Here is a 19,501-nt window from a genome sequence, read left to right on the forward strand (position 1 = left end):
TCAAAGTGCCCAAATGGGTACTTTGTTCTTAAAAGATGATCTAAATTAGAGTTTGTGTTATGAATGTTGTAGAGACCAAGATTAAAGATTTGTTGATTTTTGAACCGCGTGTTTTTGCAGATGATCGTGGCTGGTTTATGGAAAGCTTTAATCAGCAGGTGTTTGAAAAAGCTTTAGCTGATCGTGGATTAGAGATACCAAATTTTGTTCAAGACAATCACTCTCTTTCAAAAAAAGGGGTATTACGTGGTTTGCACTATCAGTTAAATCCACATGCACAAGGTAAGTTGGTTCGCGTAGTTCAGGGACGTGCTTGGGATGTTGCTGTTGATATTCGTAAAGACTCTGAAACTTTTGGTCAATGGGTAGGGGTCGAGTTAAGCGGCGAAAACCATAAACAGTTTTGGATTCCTGCGGGTTTTGCTCATGGTTTTATTGCGTTAGAAGACAATACTCAGTTTTTATATAAGACAACGGATTATTATTCTAAAGAATATGAGCGTTGTATTTTGTGGAATGATAAGTCTTTAAATATAAAATGGCCTATATCAAGTGAAATAAAATTAGTGATGAGTGAAAAAGATTTAAATGTAGAAAATTAATAGGGAATATATTGTGAAAGAAATAAAAATTGCAGATATAATGCTACCACCCCTATTTTTTATGATTTTTCAATTGTTGATGTATATTTTCTATGATGGTTTTGCATATAAATATACTGATACAACTTTTTTTTTGGTGGTTAGTCTGTATATAGCTTCTATTGTAGCTATGCTTTTTTTTTCCTTTCCTGAGAAAAAAAATATAATAAAATATAGCGGTAAGGATAGAGATATTGGTCTTTGGGATTATTTTTTATTAATTATTGTTTTATTTTTTATTTTAAAACCCACAGTCGTTCTATACTTTATGGGGAAAGAGCTTGGCTTTGACTATTTAAGGGGTAATTACTTTTCGACAAGTTTTATTCGTGAAAAGGCTTATGGGAGTATGTTTTTTGCAATTATGACTCAATTTTATATATCCGTATTAATATGGTTTTATTTAATACTTATTATTGATTCAAAAAAAAAGAATTTTATATTTTATATCATTTTAATATCTATGGTTTTATATAATCTTTCTTTTGCTGGTAGATTTAATATGTATATTGTTTTGCTTATTTTGTATTACAAAACAATTATACAAGGGGGGAGATGGTATGATTATATAAAAAAATATTCTCCTGTTTTTATAATTTTTTCAATGTTATCACTTTTTACTGTTCTAATTAGATCTTTTAATGATGATGTTGATTATTTTTCATACTTGGATGAATTATTGGTATTGTTTGAATATCATGTCATTCCACCATTTTTAATGTCTCAGAAAATTGATACAAATATTTTGTTGAATAATGGTTATCCTTTTAGTTCTGTTTTTGAAGGTTTTTTTGCACCATTTTTTTATTTTTTAGGGAGTGGTTTTGGTGGGTTGCCTCAAGGACATATCTCTGAGATTTTTAGTGAATTCACTTTGTACTCGATAAGAACTGATATTTATTATAATGCCTATTCTACATTTTATTCTTTATTTTACTATGATTTTGGTTTAATGGCACCTATATTTGTATTTTTATTTGTGTTCTTGGTCCTTAGTTTAAATAAAATTATTATTGATTCAGGCATTAGGGTTAAATATTTAATATTTATTTCCCTTATGTTTTATTTCAGTCTTTTTCAGATTAGTATTTTATCATATGGAGTTTTATTGTTGTTAGGTTACATTTTCTTCTATTCAATTTATAAAAATTTAATTCATTATATAAAATGAGGTGGTAAATTGAACAATCCATTAGTAACGGTTTATATACCAACATATAATAGGAAGTTTTTGTTGGAAAGAGCAATTCTTTCTGTGCTAAATCAAACATATCATAATATAGAGGTTATTGTTGTTGATGATGGTTCAATAGATGGTACTAGAGAGCTTCTAGTTGAAATGGCAAAAAAAGATAATAGACTACACTATTATTTTAAAGAAAATAATAGTGGTGCGTGCAAAAGTAGAAATATTGCTATAGCAAATGCTAACGGTTTTTTTATAACAGGGTTGGATGATGATGACTACTTTGAAAAAAATCGAGTAGAAAGTTTTGTTGAGTATTTTTTAAATTGTAAAAGTTCTCCGGTCTTTTTATTTTCCAATATAATCGTTAAAAAAGAAAAAAATAAATTCGTTATTAATTTCTTAGGTGATAAATTTAAGAAAGAAAAAGTTTTCAGTGAAGATATACTTTATAATAATTACATTACTAACCAAGTATTTATTAAAACATCAATACTTAAAGAGATAGGTTTTGATGAAGAAATGCCTATGTGGCAGGATATAGAATGTTGGTATCACATTCTTAGTAAAACTAAAGGATATGCTTTAAATATTAAAAAATATTCTTATGTTCATGATATATCTCATCCTTTTGAAAGGATATCTAACTTTAAGTTAGAAAAAGGACTTAAAGCATTTAATAGATTTTCAGAAAAGCATCATCTTAATGAATATCAAAAAGAAATTTTGTTTTCTCACTTGTATAATAATGATCCAAAGTTAATAAATGTTTTTGTGCTATTAAAAAAGTTAGTGAATCACTTTAATATATTTGATTTGAAAAGAATATTATTGTATTTTAAGTTAAAATTAAGTGGTTTTTTTAAGGGGTGAATTTTGTATTGTGATGTTTCTGTAATAATACCATGCTTTAATTCTTCAAAAACTATTGAGAAATCTATTTTGTCAGTTTTAGATCAAACTATATATCCGCGAGAAATAATATGTGTGGATGATGGTTCTCAGGATAATACTGTTGATATTATTTTTAGATTAAAAAAGAAATCAAAAATTGATATAAAAATTATTTCTCAGCTAAATTCTGGGCCATCAGTAGCAAGAAATAAGGGTATATTATTATCAAAATCAAAATATATTGCTTTTTTGGACTCTGATGATGTCTGGGATAAAGATAAATTGAAAATACAATATGATCTTATGGAGAAGGATAATTTATCTTTTACATTTCACTTGTATTCACCTTTGGGTGATTTTGACCTCAATAAATATAAGTTAAAAAATAAATGTAAATCAATATCGATTAGTAAGTTTATTTTTAAGCAATATATTGCAACTCCTACAGTAATGGCTCTAAGAGAAGGATTTATAGCTTTTAATGAAAATTTAAGTCACTGCGAGGATTACTTATGTTGGATTATAAACAATGAAGGTAAAAAAAAGATTTTTTTTATAGACTATCCTCTGGCAAGTGGATTTAAAAAACCTATTGGTGATTCTGGCTTATCATCTAACATTTATGCAATGCATAAAGGCTTTATTACTGCAAATATGATATTGTTTAGATATAATAAGATTAATTTACTTTTTTTAATTTTATCCTTGGTCTTCGAGTACTTAAAATTCCCATTTCGGTATATTAGATAGATGAAAATTTTTGCTTCAATCGTTATATATAAACATAGTTACAATGATTTAAAAGAGACCTTAGATAGCCTATGTGCTTGCGAAGTGATTGAAAAAGTTATACTTGTCGATAATGATGAAAGTGATTGGGCTTCAAAGTTTCATCATCCCAAAGTCATATACGAGAAATCAGCAGGAAATTTTGGATTTGGATATGGTCATAATCTTGCAATTCAAAAGTATGCAAGAGAAAGTGATTATTTCCTGATTTGTAATCCTGATATTCAGTTTACTCAAAGTGAATTTCAAAAAATATTAGATTTTGCTGAAACCCGTACTGAAGGCCTATTCTTGCCTAAAATCGTGTACCCTAGTGGAGAGAATCAGTTCGGTGCGCGATTATTACCAAGTGCATTAAACCTGTTTGCACGCAGATTTTCATCTAAGTTGGCGGAGAAACTTGATCAAAATTATTTATTGAAAGATTTAGATCTTAGTAAACCTTATTTCGTGCCTTATTTATCTGGTTGTTTCATGCTTTTTAAATCTAATTGTTTATTAGAATTAGATGGTTTTGATGAGCGCTTCTTTATGTACATGGAGGATGTTGATTTATCAAGAAGATGCGCTGAAAAATTTGGTACAATCTACTATCCTCTTGCAACGGTGATACATCATCATGAACAAGCTTCATATAAAAATGCTAAATTACTGAAAGCTCACTTAGAAAGTGCGATAAAATATTTTCATAAATGGGGATGGTTTTTTGACTTAAACAAGACCAAACTAAATGAGAAGTGTTTAGATCAAGCTATCTTTAAACAAAATACATAACAGGGTTTTAGTAAAATGCTTAAAAGGCTTTTAGATTTAGTAATTGCTACTTTAGCACTGATTGTACTCTCTCCTATATTCGCATATGTTGCCTATCAAGTACGCAAAAAGTTGGGATCACCGATATTCTTTTTACAAGACCGTCCAGGTAAAGATGGCAAACTTTTTAAAATGATAAAGTTCCGATCGATGAAAGATGCATTTGATAAAGAAGGAAATCCTTTGCCAGATGATCAACGAATTACACCATTCGGACATAAATTACGCGCAACAACATTAGATGAAATGCCACAACTTTTAAATGTTTTAAAGGGTGACATGAGTATTGTGGGCCCTCGTCCACAAATGAAAGATTTTTTGGAACACTACACTGCTGAGCAAATGCGACGACATGAAGTAAAGCCAGGTATGACAGGGCTCGCTCAAGTCAGTGGTCGTAATAATCTTTCATGGGAAGAAAAATTTGAGTTAGATGTACAATATGTCGATACTCATACGATATGGCTTGATTTTAACATTATGTTTAAAACAGTTGAAGTCATGTTAAAGAAAGAAGGTATTAATGCTCCGGACCAAGAGGTTGGAGCTGTCCGTTTTTCAAGCAAAAATAATTCTCAGTCTGAATCAATTCGTAAATAATTTATTTTTATCACAATGAGTCATATGATCAAAAAAGCCATTCTCCCAGTCGCAGGCCTTGGTACACGGTTTCTACCTGCGAGTAAATCTATTCCCAAAGAAATGGTCACAGTGGTTGACCGTCCAGCAATTGAATACGTTGTGAAAGAAGCAGTTGCTGCTGGCATTGAACAGATTATTCTTGTTACCCATTCCTCAAAAGCATCCATTGAAAACTATTTTGATCGTAACTTTGAGCTGGAAACCACTCTAGAACATAAAAAGAAATTTGATTTACTCAAAGAAATTACCGAAATTTTACCGCCTCATGTCAGTGTGATTAGCGTACGTCAGCCACAGCCACTTGGTTTAGGTCATGCTGTACTGTGTGCTAAAGCTGTAGTAGGTGATGATGATTTTGCTGTGCTATTACCAGATGTTCTTGTAAAAGATTCATCAGAAACCAATGATTTGAGTTTGATGATTCAACGTTTTGATGAAACTCAAGCATCTCAAATTATGGTTGAAGCTGTGCCTGATCATATGGTCGATCAATATGGGGTTGTCGATGTTGCATCTATACCTGCAGAAGGGCATAGCATTCAAATGCAAGGTATTGTGGAAAAACCCACCGTCGGCACTGCGCCATCAAATTTATCGGTAGTGGGCCGCTATATTTTACCTGCCAAAATTATGCAATTACTTGAGAACACGCCTAAAGGGGCAGGTAATGAGATTCAGTTGACCGATGCAATTGCAGCTTTGCAAGCGACCGATACGGTGGAAGCCTATCGGATCAAAGGTCAAACTTTTGATTGCGGCAGTAAAATTGGCTATTTGAAAGCGGTTTTACATTATGGTGTAGATCATCCCAAATTGGGTGAAGAGTTTAAAGCCTTAATTCAAGAACTCAAATTGTAATTGAGGAGTTTTGATGAAAGTTGCAGTCTTTGGTCAAACGCTTTTTTCGGGCGTGTTTGCTGCTTTGTTGGCAGAATGTGGACATCAGGTTTTTTGGTGCATGTTGCTCAAAAAACCTGATAGTGAACAGGTATATATGCAAGATGAAGCGGTCAAAAACCTACTCAACAAACAACAAAGTAATTTTTTAAAATACTGCGACTTTAATAATATTCCATTAGATGCAGATGCTTATTTCTTCAGTTTTAACCCAGCTGAAGAAAAGCAATGTATTGAAATTCTTCAAAACATCAAACAACGTCCCATTATTCACCCTAAACTGATGATCAATGCGTCTACTTTAGGACTACATGGGACAGAAAAATTTGCAAAAATTTTGCATGAAGATGAGTGGGTCTATTTACCCGACATGATTCAGGAAGGAAACGCGTTACAAAGCTTTGCCCAAGCCAAGCAGTTGATTGTTGGGGCTGCATCGAATGTTGCTCAAATTAAAATTAAGGAATTCTTACGCCCTTTATTCCCACGTCAGCAGCAATATTTATTTATGCCCATTTTAGATGCTGAATTTACCAAGTTAAGTATCTCTGGCATGTTGGCGACACGAATTAGTTATATTAATGACTTGGCAATGGTTGCTGAGAAGTTAGGCATTGATATTGAGTCAGTTCGTCAGGGGATGGCTGCGGATAATCGTATTGGTGGATCTTATCTCTATCCGGGGGCAGGCTTTGGTGGAGAAAACTTTTCACATGATATTCAGACCCTAACGCATACGGTGTCAGGTGTTGGTGCAAATAGCCAATTACTAGCTCAAGTTTGGGAAATTAATGAGCAGCAAAAAGAAGTTTTATTCCGCAAATTATGGAATTATTATCATGGTGATTTAAAAGGGAAAACTGTTGCAATATGGGGCGCTGCATTTAAAGAAAAAACCTCCAGTACGCGACAATCTCCTATTCATGCCATGTTGGCAGCACTATGGGCTCAAGGTGTAAAAGTTAAATTACACGACCCTCAAGCCTTGGAAGAAATTAAAAAAATATATGGTGAGCGACCTGATCTTATATATTGCACAGAGCAATATGAGGCAGTGCAAGATGCACATGCTTTGTGTTTATTGACTGCATGGAAACAATATTGGAGTCCAAATTATACCGAATTGCTTAAAACCATGCAGCATCCGCTTATTTTGGATGGGCGCAATATTTATGATCCAGCATATGTGAAGTCTCAAGGTTTTGCATATATGGGGGTAGGACGTTAATGGCTGTTAAAACTCAACCCTATACGGTCGAACATTTAGATTCAGTTTTAGGCAGTCTTCATAGTTTGAAAACTGAATTTGAAAATAAGCATTTAACAGAACTCTTTGCTGAAGACCCTCAGCGATTCGAAAAATTTTCTGTGCCTTTAGAGCCGGTGGTTTTTGATTTTAGTAAACATAGAGTCAATCAGCCCGTTGTCAAAAATCTAGTCCAGTGGGCACAGACACAAGATTTAACGTCGTGGATAAAGCGTTTATTTTCTACTGAAGAAATTAACTATACCGAACAGCGTGCAGCCATGCATTGGGCGCTACGGTTACCTAAAGATGATCAGTCTCATCCTGAATTAGCAGAACAAGTGCATACACAACTTGAGCGTATGTATGCTTTGGTAGAAAAAATTCATGCCGGCCAATGCCGCGGTGCAACGGGTGAAGTCATTCAAGACGTGGTCAATATTGGGGTCGGAGGGTCAGACTTAGGACCACTGATGGTCAGTCATGCCTTATCTGATTTCAAAAAATCCACACATAAGCCACTCAATGTGCATTTTGTGTCGACCATTGATGGTAGTCAGCTTTCAGATTTATTGCATCAACTTCGCCCCGAAACCACGCTATTTATTATTTCTTCAAAATCGTTCGGGACCATTGATACCTTATCCAATGCGCAAACAGTGCGGTTATGGCTCGAAAAAGCACTTGGACAAGAATCACAAATTTTAAAGCATCATTTTATTGGCGTATCTACCAAAGCAGATAAAATGACAGAATGGGGTATTGCAGCCGAAAACCAATTTTTGCTCTGGGATTGGGTAGGCGGTCGCTATTCACTTTGGTCATGTATTGGTTTACCGATTGCACTGACAATTGGTGTTGATGGCTTTAAACAACTGTTAGCTGGCGCATATGCAGTAGACCAGCATTTTCAGACGGCACCTTTCGAACAAAATATTCCTGTATTAATGGGCTTATTGGGTGCGTGGAATAATAATTTCCTTGATATTCAGACTCATGCAGTACTGCCCTATGATGGGCGTTTGAAATATTTCGCCTCTTATTTGCAGCAGTTAGAAATGGAATCGAATGGTAAATCGATTCAACGCGATGGGAAAAAAGTAGATCTAGACACTTGTCCGATTATATGGGGAGAAGTGGGACCAAATGCGCAGCATGCTTTTTATCAATTGCTGCATCAAGGTAGTCAAGCAGTGAGTTGTGATTTTATTGCGCCAGTGCAGCGCTATCAGGCACAACAATTTACCTATGTCGATAATGCAGAGGCGCTGGTGGAACAGCATCATTTGGCCTTATCCAATTGTTTGGCTCAATCGCGCTTACTGGCATTTGGTAATCAAGCTTTAAATCAACAAGAAGTACAAGATTTGCCGGAATATAAACAATATGAAGGTAATCAACCAAGTTCAACCATTTTATTGCAAGAGCTAAATCCATATAGTTTGGGCATGTTGATTGCAATGTATGAACATAAAGTTTTTGTACAGTCGGTGCTTTGGAACATTAACCCGTTTGATCAATGGGGTGTAGAAAAAGGTAAGGAAATTGCCAATCAGTTACTGCCTATTTTGAATGGGGAACAGAATGATCTTTCTGCGCTAGACGCCTCAACACAAGGTTTATTGCAGATACTATTAGGAAAGAATAATGGCTAAAATTTTAGTAACTGGTGGCGCGGGTTATATTGGTTCTCATACCTGTATTGAACTTTTAACCGCAGGGCATGAGGTTGTTGTACTGGATAATTTATCCAACAGTTCTGTCGAGTCATTAGCACGTGTTCAGGCACTGACAACTAAAAAATTAGACTTTGTTGAAGGTGATATTCTCGATCAGCAAATTTTAGATCAAATTTTTCAGCATCATTCTATTGATGCAGTGATTCACTTTGCAGGCTTAAAAGCTGTGGGTGAAAGCCAAAAAGAGCCACTAAAATATTTTGAAAATAATATCTCAGGTTCTATTAGCTTAGTTAAAGCGATGGAGCGTGCTCAAGTCTTTAAGTTGGTCTTTAGTTCATCGGCAACAGTTTATGATGAAGCCAATATTTCACCCTTGAATGAAACCATGCCTACAGGTATGCCAAGTAATAACTATGGCTATACCAAACTGATTGTCGAGCAATTACTAGAAAAATTATCGGCTGCAGATGAGCGCTGGTCAATTGCATTGCTGCGTTATTTTAACCCTGTAGGGGCACATCAAAGTGGTCAAATTGGTGAAGACCCACAAGGGATACCCAATAATTTGATGCCTTATGTCACACAGGTGGCAGTCGGCCGTCGTGATAAGTTGTCAATTTTTGGCAATGATTATGACACGGTAGATGGTACAGGTGTGCGTGATTATATTCATGTGGTTGATTTGGCCAATGCACATTTATGCGCATTGAATCATCGTTTAAAAACACAAGGATGCCGCGCTTGGAATATTGGTACAGGCAATGGAATTTCAGTAAAACAAATTCGAGATACTTTTGAAAAAGTGAATGGTGTTGAGATACCTTTTGAATATGTACCTCGTCGAGAAGGTGATGTTGCAACTTCATTTGCTGATAATGCCCGTGCTATCGCAGAGTTAGATTGGCAGCCTCAATATGGTTTAGAAGATATGTTGAAGGATAGCTGGAACTGGCAAAAGCAAAATCCAAATGGATACAACTAAGATTTAAATTTAGTGTGTAAATTCATTAAATACAGTATGGCAAATTTTGTATTTGCCATACTTCTCACTACTTAACTTAAGTCGTGAGTCGTGTATTGATTGTGCAAAAATGATGATAGATCTTATCTTTTGTTTGAAAAAAATCGTTATCATATGTGAAAGATAAATTGACTGAAATAATATATGAAATATCAAGCTCTTAGGGTTTTATCATTTGCCATTTTTTCTTCTCTAGCTCTGCCGGTTTACGCTCAAGGGATCATTTTGAATAATGATGGTCTACGTACAGATCTAAATTGGCTGAACCAACAAGGTGTGATTCAAATCAGCACTTCGACTTGGCCATTGAGTGGTGAAGAAATTCAGCGTGCATTATCTACTGCCAAAATTGAAAATAATGCTCAGCAGAAAGTTGTCAATTCGGTCATGGCAAATTTAGAAGCAGAAAATACCTCTATTAAGCTCGCTTTATTTGCTGAAACAGATCCACAGAACATCCCGCAAAAATTTGCAGATGAGCAAAAATCGCAATATCAAGCGGCCCTTGAATTGAATGCAGGTGGAACGCAGTGGGATGCAAGACTGCGAGTCAATACTGAAAAAGATCCAATCATTGACCATGGACATGATGTCAATTTAGAAGGTTCTTATATTGCAGGAAAATTGTGGAATCAATGGCTCATTGCTGGGCAAATCCCGACCTATTGGGGACCTGGACATGAAGGAAGCCTAATCCGTGGTGATGCGAGTCGCCCTGTTTATGGTTTTACTATGCAAAGAGCGGAACAACAGGCCTTTGAAACAAAGTGGTTGTCTTGGATTGGACCTTGGCAATATCAAGCTTTTGCAGGTCAATTAGATGACTACAGTGCGATTCCAGATGCCAAACTATTAGGGCTGCGTCTAACTGCACAGCCATTGCCTTATCTTGAGCTCGGTGCCTCAAGAACTTTTCAAATTGATGGTCAAGGGCAACCAGGTAGCTTAAAAGCATATTGGAATGCTTTTGTTGGGAAAGATAATGGATGTAATGAGGGTGTATGTGTTGGTGAAGACAATGCATCGAATCAAATAGCAGGTTTTGATGCGCGCTTGAATCTGAATCATTTTACAGACATCCCCATGAGTATGTATGCTCAATATGTGGGTGAGGATGAGGCAGGACTTCTACCTTCTAAGAAAATGTATTTGGCTGGAGTTGATTATTCCTCTCAACTGAATAGCATGCCTTATCAAATTTATGCAGAGTGGGCAGATACACGAACCAATGGTGATGCGCTTGGTATTTCTTACGATCATCATATATATACAGATGGCTATTATCAACACGGCTTCCCGTTAGGGCATGTCATGGGCGGGGATGGTCAAATGGTAAGTCTTGGTGGAGATATTCGCTTTGATGTTATGAATCGCTTAAATGGGCGAGTAATGGTGGCAAAAGTTAATCAATCAAATTCGATAAATAATCAGGCATTTACTCAAAAAGATGAAATTAAAGCTTTAGATCTTACTTGGACACATTACTTAAAACCAAATGCGCCATTGAAACTGAATGGATGGGTGAGTGATTCTGATGTCTATGGTCAAGATGCGGGAGTATCTATTGGAGTCAAAATTCCATTGGATCGCTCATTATTTTAATAAGCTGTCCGTTTTTAGAGAACCCATCGGAAATTCAGCTAAAAATAAAACCATTCAACCTATATGATAAGTTGAATGGTTTTTTATTAGCATGCAGAACAATTTAACCTTGAATCAACTGCGTCAACTCATCCACATAGTCCTGCATCGGGCGTGGATTGTGGTCACGACGGCTTTCAATATTTAAGCGCAATAATGGTTCGGTATTTGACGCACGGACATTAAAACGCCATGCCCCAAAGTCAAGACTCACGCCATCGGTTTGGTCAATTGCTGGGTTTTGGCTAGCATAATGCTCAAAGATTTTTTGGAGGGTGGCTTGAGTATCGGCCACTTTAAAGTTAATTTCCCCTGAACATGGGAACTTGGCAATCATTTCTTCGACTAGACTTGATAGCGATTGTCCTGTTTCAGACAATACCGAAACCGCCAATAGCCATGGAATCATCCCGCTGTCACAATAGGCGAAATCACGGAAATAGTGGTGTGCGCTCATTTCACCGCCGTAAACGGCATTGTGCTCACGCATCACATCTTTAATAAAGGCATGCCCAGATTTAGATTGAATCGCTTCACCCTGATATTGAGCGACCACATCAAAGGTATTCCAGACTAAACGTGGGTCATGCACGATTTTCTCGCCTGCTTGTTTGAGTAAAAATGCCTGTGCCAATAAGCCAACAATATAATAACCTTCAATGAATTGACCTTTTTCATCGAATAGGAAGCAGCGGTCAAAGTCACCATCCCATGCAATGCCCATGTCGGCTTGATGTTCTAATACGGCATTACGGGTACTGTCACGGTTTTCCACTAAAATGGGGTTGGGGATACCATTGGGGAAGGTGCCATCGGCATCATTATGAATTTTGACAAACTCAACAGGGATATTCAGGGCTTTAAATTTTTCTTCAATCGCATCGACCACATGCCCTGCAGCGCCATTGCCTGCATTCATGACCAGTTTCATTGGGCGAATTTTGCTAGGCTCGATATACGTCATTAAATGGTCAATAAATTGAGGCAAAATATTGTAGCTTTGAGTGCTACCTTTGTGCTCAACTGGGGTAAATTCGCCCGATTCTGCCAAAGCCTGAATGTCTTTTAGGCCGGTATCGGCACTAATCGGACGTGCATTTTCACGTACCAGTTTCATGCCGTTGTAGTCCATGGGGTTATGGCTGGCAGTCACTTCAATGCCACCTTGCACGTCTAAATGAAAAGCTGCGAAATAGACTTCTTCTGTGCCTGTCATTCCCAAGTCGAGCACATTGACCCCTGCATCATTTAAACCACGAATGGTGGCTTGCTTTAAGCCTTCGCTGCTAAGGCGAATATCGCAGCCAATTACAACGGTTTTAGGTTGGTAAATTTGTCCGTAAGCACGACCAATTTTATAGGCAATCTCTTCATTGAGTTCTGTGCCCAATTTTCCGCGAATGTCATAGGCTTTAAAACAGGTTAATGTGCTCATGTATTGTCCTAAATATTTGGAAAAATCGTATTGCTGCCTATGATAATCGAACTGTGTGTAATGTGCTGTATAGAATGGAAGATCAATTGCTTGAAGATGTTTCAGGTCAAAGACTATGGATGAGAAAAGATGTGGTGATGGGCAAAGGCGTTTTTAATGAGTAAGAAGTTGGTTAAAATACGGCTCAGACTTATGTGTTCGATATGATTGAAGATGGAATTACAGAAAAGTACTTTAGAGCCAGAGCAGAAACTTTCTGCGCCACAGAAAAAATTTCAGAAATTATGCCAAAAAATTGAGCAGGAACAGCTACGTTTGAATGAATGGCAGACCGCACAAGCCGATATACAGGCACGTGCCAGCCGTGAAATTTTACCGACTTATGCGCAATTGCGTGAAGTTATATTTCAGCAAATTCAACAATTGCTTCAGCAAAAACAACAAAAAGTGACGGCAGCCCAGCAAACTAAGCTGGATCAAAAAATTGAGCAACTCAGTTTACAACTTTTGGATTCGCAGCAGATGTCTACCGAACAAGTTCAGTTTTTAACAGAATTGCTGAACAGTTATGGGCATCATATTGAATTGCTAGACACAGATGATGTGGATTTAAGATCTGAAGCTAAAACAGCAACAGAGTCAGAAGACGAAAATGTTGAACAATGTGAACAAAATAGTTTTGAACATGATGAGTCTGAACAAGAGCGCTTGGCACAGCTCAAGCTAGAAAGTTTGAAGCATTTTCTTTGTGAAGAATATGACCTAGATTTAGATTTTTTTGATTTTCAGCATGATCCATTAGATTTAGATGACTTTATAAAAAAATTTGAACAAAAAATGCAAGAACAAGAGGAGCTGGATTTTTTAAGTCAGTTGAGTAGTGCGCAAAAAGCTTTTGCCGAACAGCAAATTGCCCGTGAAAAAGCCAAAGCAGCAAAAAAACAGCAACAGCGTGAAGAAGCCAAGAAACTAGCAAATCAGTCCATTAAAGCGATTTACTTAAAAATTACAGCGTGGATTCACCCAGATCGTGAGCAAGATGAGCAGAAAAAACAAGAAAAAACCGTATTGATGCAGCAAGCCAATCAGGCTTATGAAGCCAATGATTTATTGACATTGTTAAATTTGCAAATTCAGTTGGGTCAGCAGCATAATTTGTCTTTCGCCAATCAACAATTAAAAGCGTATAACCTGCTTTTAGAAGAACAGTTAGAAACTTTGCAAATGCAAGTGGATGACATTATTTACTCTTTTAATTGGAGTCAGTTTTTATATTCTAACCGTAAAATTAAAGTGCAGGATTTGTATCGAAAATATGAGCAAGACTATCGACATGTTCAACAAAAATTAGCTCGAGCGCAAGAGATACTGGAAAAATATCAAGACCTTAAACAATTAAAGCAATTGATGCGCAGTCAATATGTGTGGGAAATGCATGCTGTGATGATGTAGACATATTGAGGTTTGGGTCTGGAATAAGGTGAAGCTTGGGCTTGCAATAGCGATATTAGCAGTGATGACAAAGATTCATTGATTAGCAAGTCTTTGTAATATATTTTGACGTGTAGCAGTGCTGAATAGATTGACAGAATTAGGTAAACTAAATTCCTAAGTTTTCACTTAAATTTGAATGGCTTAGAGAGGTTTGGCTTTGAATGTTTATGCAAAAAGTAGTCTTTATTTACAATATTCCTTTTGAGTGAATCCAAGTTATGCTCAGGTTGGGCCGTTCGGCTACTATTCTGAATTGACACCTTTGTCCGTTATAATTGTATAAACATTTTTAGTGTCTGGTAATTATGTCCTCATTGATCAATTTTCTATCTCGCTTTAGTACAGCAACTCTTCAGCGCAGTCTGAGCTATGCTAAACGCATTGATAGGGAAACGATTGAGTTCTTTGAGGAAAAAGACGGGGTTACGATGTATGCCCAAATTGAAGGGACAGATTATTACGATACTGCAATTACCTATAATCCCCAAAAAGACCGTTTAATCGATGACGACTGTACTTGTCCGGTTGGATATAACTGTAAACATGCTGCTGCTTTAGCGCGGTTATTCTTTCAGGAATATCGCCAGGAATTTCAGCAGCGTTATGCTGACTCTCAATCCCCGCAGGGAATCGCAAAACGCCTACGGGGGGATGATCAGGCACAGCGCTGGTTGAATGATTTTAAACGGTATTTACAACAGACTGAACCAGAGCAATCTGTCAAAACAAACAATTATTTAATTTACCTGTTAGATCAGTCTGTCAGCTTAAAGAAATTGACAGTTGATGTTCAGAAGGCCAGACGCAATAAAAACGGCTCAATTGCGGGGGAAAGTTATTATACCCAATATGAAAATATCACCAGAAAGCATCTGACTTTACCTGAACAAAAACGACAATTATTTAACCAGATTTATTATTATGCCAAAATAAACAGTGACGAACGTTTTTATCAAAGCAATCTTGATATCTCCGGAATTTTATTGGAGCATTTCAAATCTTTTATTCAAAGTGGCGATGTGTACTGGCAAAAAAAGAGCCATACTGCACTTCAATGGTCAGAACAAGGCTATCACATCGAACTGATCTGGCAACAAGGTGTAAACAAACAGACAGAGCATTTAAATATTGAATTGGTCAATGGTGATATTCGACTCGATTTAAAATCAAATCCACATATCCAAATTCTCGCTAGCCAGCCACCGTGTTATGTGGATATTCAACAGAACACGGTGGGCCAGTTATATGGTGAATATACGGCAAATCTTCTGTACCATTTTTTACAGATGCCTGATCTTCCATCTATGCTCTTGCCAGAGTTTGAGAAACTGACTCATCAATATTCAGACGTGAAAAATCTGCCTCAGCCCGAGTCTATTCAGCATATTGATGTCCTTGAGGGTAGTCCCCAGCCAATTTTACGCTTCGGTGTTTTAGATAAATTTGATTGGAAATGGGAAGAGTCTGTTTGTGCTGAAATTGAATTCTCCTATGCAGGCGGGCGAATTAAAGCAGGTACATCAGGTGACAGTTTCATTGGTGAGCAGCATGACAAAATGGTGCGACAGCTTCGGGACTTAGTTCAGGAACAACAGTCAATCCAGCGTTTACAGCTATTGGTCGAATCACTGAAGTGGGTGAAAGATCTTAGTTATGACCAGCAATTAAAACTGGATAAACAACGTCTCGATTCTATGGTTTTTGCTTTCTATGGAGACTGGATCAAACAGCTGATGCCCATCAATCAAATTGAGTTGATGGGCTGGCAGATAGAGCATCTGGAAAACAGCCCCTTTAACCTGCAATATGTTGAAAATTTAAATATTTCTATCACTGAATCTGAAGGCCAGCAGGACTGGTTCAATATCGGGGCGACGGTTCAAGACAGTGCAGGCAATTCTTATAATTTACTTGATGCGCTCGTAGCTTTGGTGCGAGTAAATCCTGATTTACTTGATCCGCGGACTTTTATTCATCTGCATGACAGTCAAATTTTCACCGTGAAAACTGCAGTTGATCAACCTGATTTGGCGTTATCCGCTAGGGATATTAAGCCGGTATTGTTACATCTGCAGAGCATTTTACAGCAAGAAGAGCGCAGTATTGATCGCTATGATGCGAGTCAATTATTAGAATTGCAGCATAATCTTGGGATGACATGGCAGGTCAGTGATCGCCTGCAGCAATTTGTACAGAAATTCAAACAAGGCTATCAGCAACAACTGCCGACACCACAAGGTTTTCAGGGGGAGTTGCGTCCATACCAGCAGCAGGGCTTAGGCTGGTTACAGTTTTTAAGGGAAACCCAGCATGGCGGGATTCTGGCAGATGATATGGGCTTGGGGAAAACAGCACAAACTTTAGCCCATTTACTCATGGAAAAGCAGGCTGGATATTTGCAGGACAGTCCCGCCTTAATTGTTGCACCCACATCGCTGATGCATAACTGGTTCAAAGAAGCGGAGAAATTTACCCCTGAGCTCAAGGTATTGCTGCTACAGGGGCCCGACCGCCATCAGAATTTTGAGCAGATTCCGCACTATGATATTGTGTTAACCACCTATCCGCTTCTAGCGAGAGATGAAGAACAACTAAAGCAATATGAATATCATCAACTCATTTTGGATGAGGCGCAGAATATCAAAAATCCGCGCGCCAAAGCTGCACAGGTAGTACGGCAATTAACAGCGCGACATCGTCTATGTCTAACCGGTACACCTATGGAAAATCATTTGGGTGAGCTGTGGGCACTATTTTATTTCCTGATGCCAGGATTTTTATATTCACAAGAAATTTTTAATAAAAAGTACCGTCATCCGATTGAAAAGCGCGGTGATGAGCAGTTAAGACAAAAGTTGGTCAACCGGATTAAGCCCTTCATTTTACGTCGCTTGAAAACTGACGTAGCCAAAGAGTTGCCAGAAAAAACCACGATTGAAGTCAATATTGATATGAATGACCAGCAATCCAAGTTATATGAGGCTGTTCGTGCCACGATGCAGGCAAGCATTCAGAAAATTGTGGCAGAAAAAGGCTTTAAACGTAGTCAAATTCAAATTTTAGATGCCTTACTGAAGCTACGTCAGGTGTGCTGCCATCCTAGCTTACTAAAGCTGGATTCAGTGAAAATTGGGCAGGCGCATTCTGCCAAACTTGAACAGTTGATGGATATGGTCGTTCCAATGGTGGAAGAGGGGCGAAAAATTCTTATCTTCTCTCAGTTTACCTCAATGTTGGAACTGATTGAACAACAGTTCCATCACGCAGAAATTGGCTATGTGAAGCTGACTGGAAAGACCAAAAAGCGAGATGAAGTCATTACAGCGTTTCAGTCTGGACAAGTGCCGGTATTTTTAATCAGTCTGAAAGCAGGAGGGGTCGGTTTGAATCTAACTGCCGCAGATACGGTCATTCACTATGATCCATGGTGGAACCCTGCTGCTGAAGATCAAGCTTCAGATCGTGCATGGCGGATTGGACAGGACAAGCCGGTATTTGTCTATAAGCTGATTACTAATAAAAGCATAGAAGAAAAAATTCTTGCCTTACAGCAAAATAAAGCAGAACTGGCACACTCTATTCTAAGTACAGATCATGAAGGCGAAGCGAAACTGACGGAAAATGACGTGATGAACTTGTTTGAGAAATTTTAGTTTGGTTTCAGATTACCCTAATCATCTGTAAGTATCTGAAAGTCCGGATGCAATTTTTTCCAATGTTCTCTTAATTTTTCTTTATGAACAGAAATCATAGGTAAGTCTAGTAATAGCACTGGCCATACCGACCGTGCTTTGTCCATGATCGCGTGAAGTTGTTTTTCAATAACACGCCATGGAACACCGACTTTTTCAGCCCATTGTTCAAAGTGTTTCATCTCAGCTAAATACCAATCTTTATTTTTGGCAAGATTTAAGGCGAAATGACGCTCATTTTCAATATATACACTTGTCATCAATATATCGTATGCAGGGGATAATCTTGGCGTTGTTTTATCGTGATAAATCATACTCCAGTTCTTTAAGTGTGCATCTCCATTGGCGAGTAAAATATTGACGAGTAAACGGCTGGCAAATTGCTGAATATCAAAAATTTTGTTATCTGAATAGTGATAAATGATCTTACCGATCTGCTCATAATTTGTGGTGCTGTATTTCTGGTGTGGATATGAACCAAAGATCTGAGCAAAATCTTCAATATGAATAAGCTCTGTAGTATTAGCAGTACTCTGCCTATCGAATCTCTTAATTGCAAAAGCATATTGCTCTTGGGGTAGATTTAATGGTGGAAGGTCTTGTAAGAGTGCCATATCTACCAAACGAATCTCTGGGATATCTATTCCGACCATTTTGGCAAGGATCATCATAGAGTATTCATTCAGCGGAACAAAAGCATGTCTGGTAGAAGGAGTTTTGACAATCCAATCACCGAGTAGGCTGGATTCCGTTGCCTGTGCTAATGTAAAACGCCCATCTTTGGCTTTCATGGAAAACTTCATTTGGACGCCAGCCAAGGAAAACTTATTATTTGTCCGAATCTCTTGTTTTAATATCTGATCTGGATTCGAGATCTGAAGCTTAAATTTTATTCCATCTGGGATTTCTTCTGGATCTACTGGGGTTGCAATCAGTGCCCCAGGTAAGTCATGACCTAAAGCTGCCAATAACTGAAATTCATTGTCTATATGTATTTTGAGGCTTTGTGCTATGAGTTCGCGTAATGCACCTTCTGGTAGCAGATTTGATAGCAAGGGGTGTAAGCGCTGATGTGTAACATAGGTCTTTTCTAAAATCTTATCCGCTTGAGGATATAAAGGGGAAGTAAGCAAGCTCAAGGTCGGACGTTGCTGATCCAAGTGAAAAGAATCTGTGAAAACCAGAATATTTTTTCCGCTCTGAAATCCTGCCAAGTATCCAACGACAACGTGATGTAATGTTAATTTCAGGACTGCAACAGTATTCATGGTTCCTGTTCCTTAAAATGTATTCAAACATAGTCAAGGACTAATTCGCACTCTGTTAATGTCTTGTTGCCAAGCGTGTAACTAGAGCCTGAGTCGGTCAGTTCCGACTTGTAGCGGTCAGTCCGTTCTTGCAATATACGCTTTACAGTTTTGTAAGGCG

At 37.4% G+C, this 19,501-nt stretch carries 15 protein-coding genes; 13 read left to right on the forward strand and 2 right to left on the reverse strand.

Going from position 1 to position 19,501, the window contains the following annotated elements; translation table 11 throughout:
- Positions 1 to 59: 59 nt before the first annotated feature.
- The 11 genes from rfbC (at position 60) to FTU71_RS11095 (ending at position 11,413) form a co-directional block, all read left to right on the forward strand.
- Entirely contained in the window at positions 60 to 602 is a 543-nt protein-coding gene (gene rfbC / locus FTU71_RS11045; protein ID WP_180111994.1) for a dTDP-4-dehydrorhamnose 3,5-epimerase, read from the forward strand.
- 13 nt (positions 603 to 615) lie between these two features.
- Positions 616 to 1,812, forward strand: coding sequence for an O-antigen polymerase (locus FTU71_RS11050; protein WP_180111995.1), 1,197 nt, complete (start codon positions 616 to 618; stop codon positions 1,810 to 1,812).
- 9 nt (positions 1,813 to 1,821) lie between these two features.
- A complete protein-coding gene (locus FTU71_RS11055; RefSeq protein WP_180111996.1) occupies positions 1,822 to 2,700 on the forward strand; it encodes a glycosyltransferase family 2 protein in 879 nt (292 codons plus the stop codon).
- 3 nt (positions 2,701 to 2,703) lie between these two features.
- On the forward strand, positions 2,704 to 3,471 hold the full coding sequence (locus FTU71_RS11060; RefSeq protein WP_180111997.1) for a glycosyltransferase family 2 protein: 768 nt from the start codon (positions 2,704 to 2,706) through the stop codon (positions 3,469 to 3,471).
- Entirely contained in the window at positions 3,472 to 4,284 is an 813-nt protein-coding gene (locus FTU71_RS11065; RefSeq protein ID WP_180111998.1) for a glycosyltransferase, read from the forward strand.
- Positions 4,285 to 4,299: 15 nt separating this feature from the next.
- A complete protein-coding gene (locus tag FTU71_RS11070) occupies positions 4,300 to 4,923 on the forward strand; it encodes a sugar transferase (protein WP_180111999.1) in 624 nt (207 codons plus the stop codon).
- Positions 4,924 to 4,947: 24 nt separating this feature from the next.
- Positions 4,948 to 5,823: a UTP--glucose-1-phosphate uridylyltransferase GalU gene (gene galU / locus FTU71_RS11075; protein WP_180112000.1), complete on the forward strand. Its 876-nt coding sequence runs from the start codon at positions 4,948 to 4,950 to the stop codon at positions 5,821 to 5,823.
- Positions 5,824 to 5,836: 13 nt separating this feature from the next.
- The gene (locus FTU71_RS11080; RefSeq protein WP_180112001.1) at positions 5,837 to 7,090 is read left to right on the forward strand and encodes a nucleotide sugar dehydrogenase; all 1,254 of its coding nucleotides are present in this window, start codon (positions 5,837 to 5,839) and stop codon (positions 7,088 to 7,090) included.
- A complete protein-coding gene (pgi, locus tag FTU71_RS11085; protein WP_180112002.1) occupies positions 7,090 to 8,763 on the forward strand; it encodes a glucose-6-phosphate isomerase in 1,674 nt (557 codons plus the stop codon). Before FTU71_RS11080 ends, pgi begins: the two co-directional genes overlap by 1 nt.
- A complete protein-coding gene (gene galE / locus FTU71_RS11090) occupies positions 8,756 to 9,772 on the forward strand; it encodes a UDP-glucose 4-epimerase GalE (RefSeq protein WP_180112003.1) in 1,017 nt (338 codons plus the stop codon). The genes pgi and galE overlap by 8 nt, the downstream gene beginning before the upstream one ends.
- Positions 9,773 to 9,955: 183 nt before the next feature.
- The gene (locus FTU71_RS11095) at positions 9,956 to 11,413 is read left to right on the forward strand and encodes a capsule assembly Wzi family protein (RefSeq protein WP_180112004.1); all 1,458 of its coding nucleotides are present in this window, start codon (positions 9,956 to 9,958) and stop codon (positions 11,411 to 11,413) included.
- Positions 11,414 to 11,516: 103 nt separating this feature from the next.
- On the opposite strand, the gene FTU71_RS11100 is transcribed toward FTU71_RS11095, so the two are convergent.
- The gene (locus FTU71_RS11100) at positions 11,517 to 12,887 is read right to left on the reverse strand and encodes a phosphomannomutase CpsG (RefSeq protein WP_180112005.1); all 1,371 of its coding nucleotides are present in this window, start codon (positions 12,885 to 12,887) and stop codon (positions 11,517 to 11,519) included.
- A 213-nt stretch (positions 12,888 to 13,100) separates the two neighbouring features.
- Between FTU71_RS11100 and FTU71_RS11105 the strand changes: the two genes are divergently transcribed.
- Both FTU71_RS11105 and FTU71_RS11110 read left to right on the forward strand, forming a co-directional pair.
- The gene (locus FTU71_RS11105) at positions 13,101 to 14,339 is read left to right on the forward strand and encodes a hypothetical protein (protein WP_131261285.1); all 1,239 of its coding nucleotides are present in this window, start codon (positions 13,101 to 13,103) and stop codon (positions 14,337 to 14,339) included.
- 347 nt (positions 14,340 to 14,686) lie between these two features.
- Positions 14,687 to 18,034: a DEAD/DEAH box helicase gene (locus FTU71_RS11110; protein ID WP_180112006.1), complete on the forward strand. Its 3,348-nt coding sequence runs from the start codon at positions 14,687 to 14,689 to the stop codon at positions 18,032 to 18,034.
- A 17-nt stretch (positions 18,035 to 18,051) separates the two neighbouring features.
- Here FTU71_RS11110 and FTU71_RS11115 read toward each other — a convergent pair whose 3' ends face one another.
- Complete coding sequence (locus FTU71_RS11115) at positions 18,052 to 19,341, reverse strand: type II toxin-antitoxin system HipA family toxin (RefSeq protein WP_004970273.1); 1,290 nt, start codon at positions 19,339 to 19,341, stop codon at positions 18,052 to 18,054.
- Positions 19,342 to 19,501 lie beyond the last annotated feature (160 nt).

The sequence above is a fragment of the Acinetobacter sp. YH12136 genome (assembly GCF_013418545.1).
Taxonomy (GTDB): domain Bacteria; phylum Pseudomonadota; class Gammaproteobacteria; order Pseudomonadales; family Moraxellaceae; genus Acinetobacter; species Acinetobacter towneri.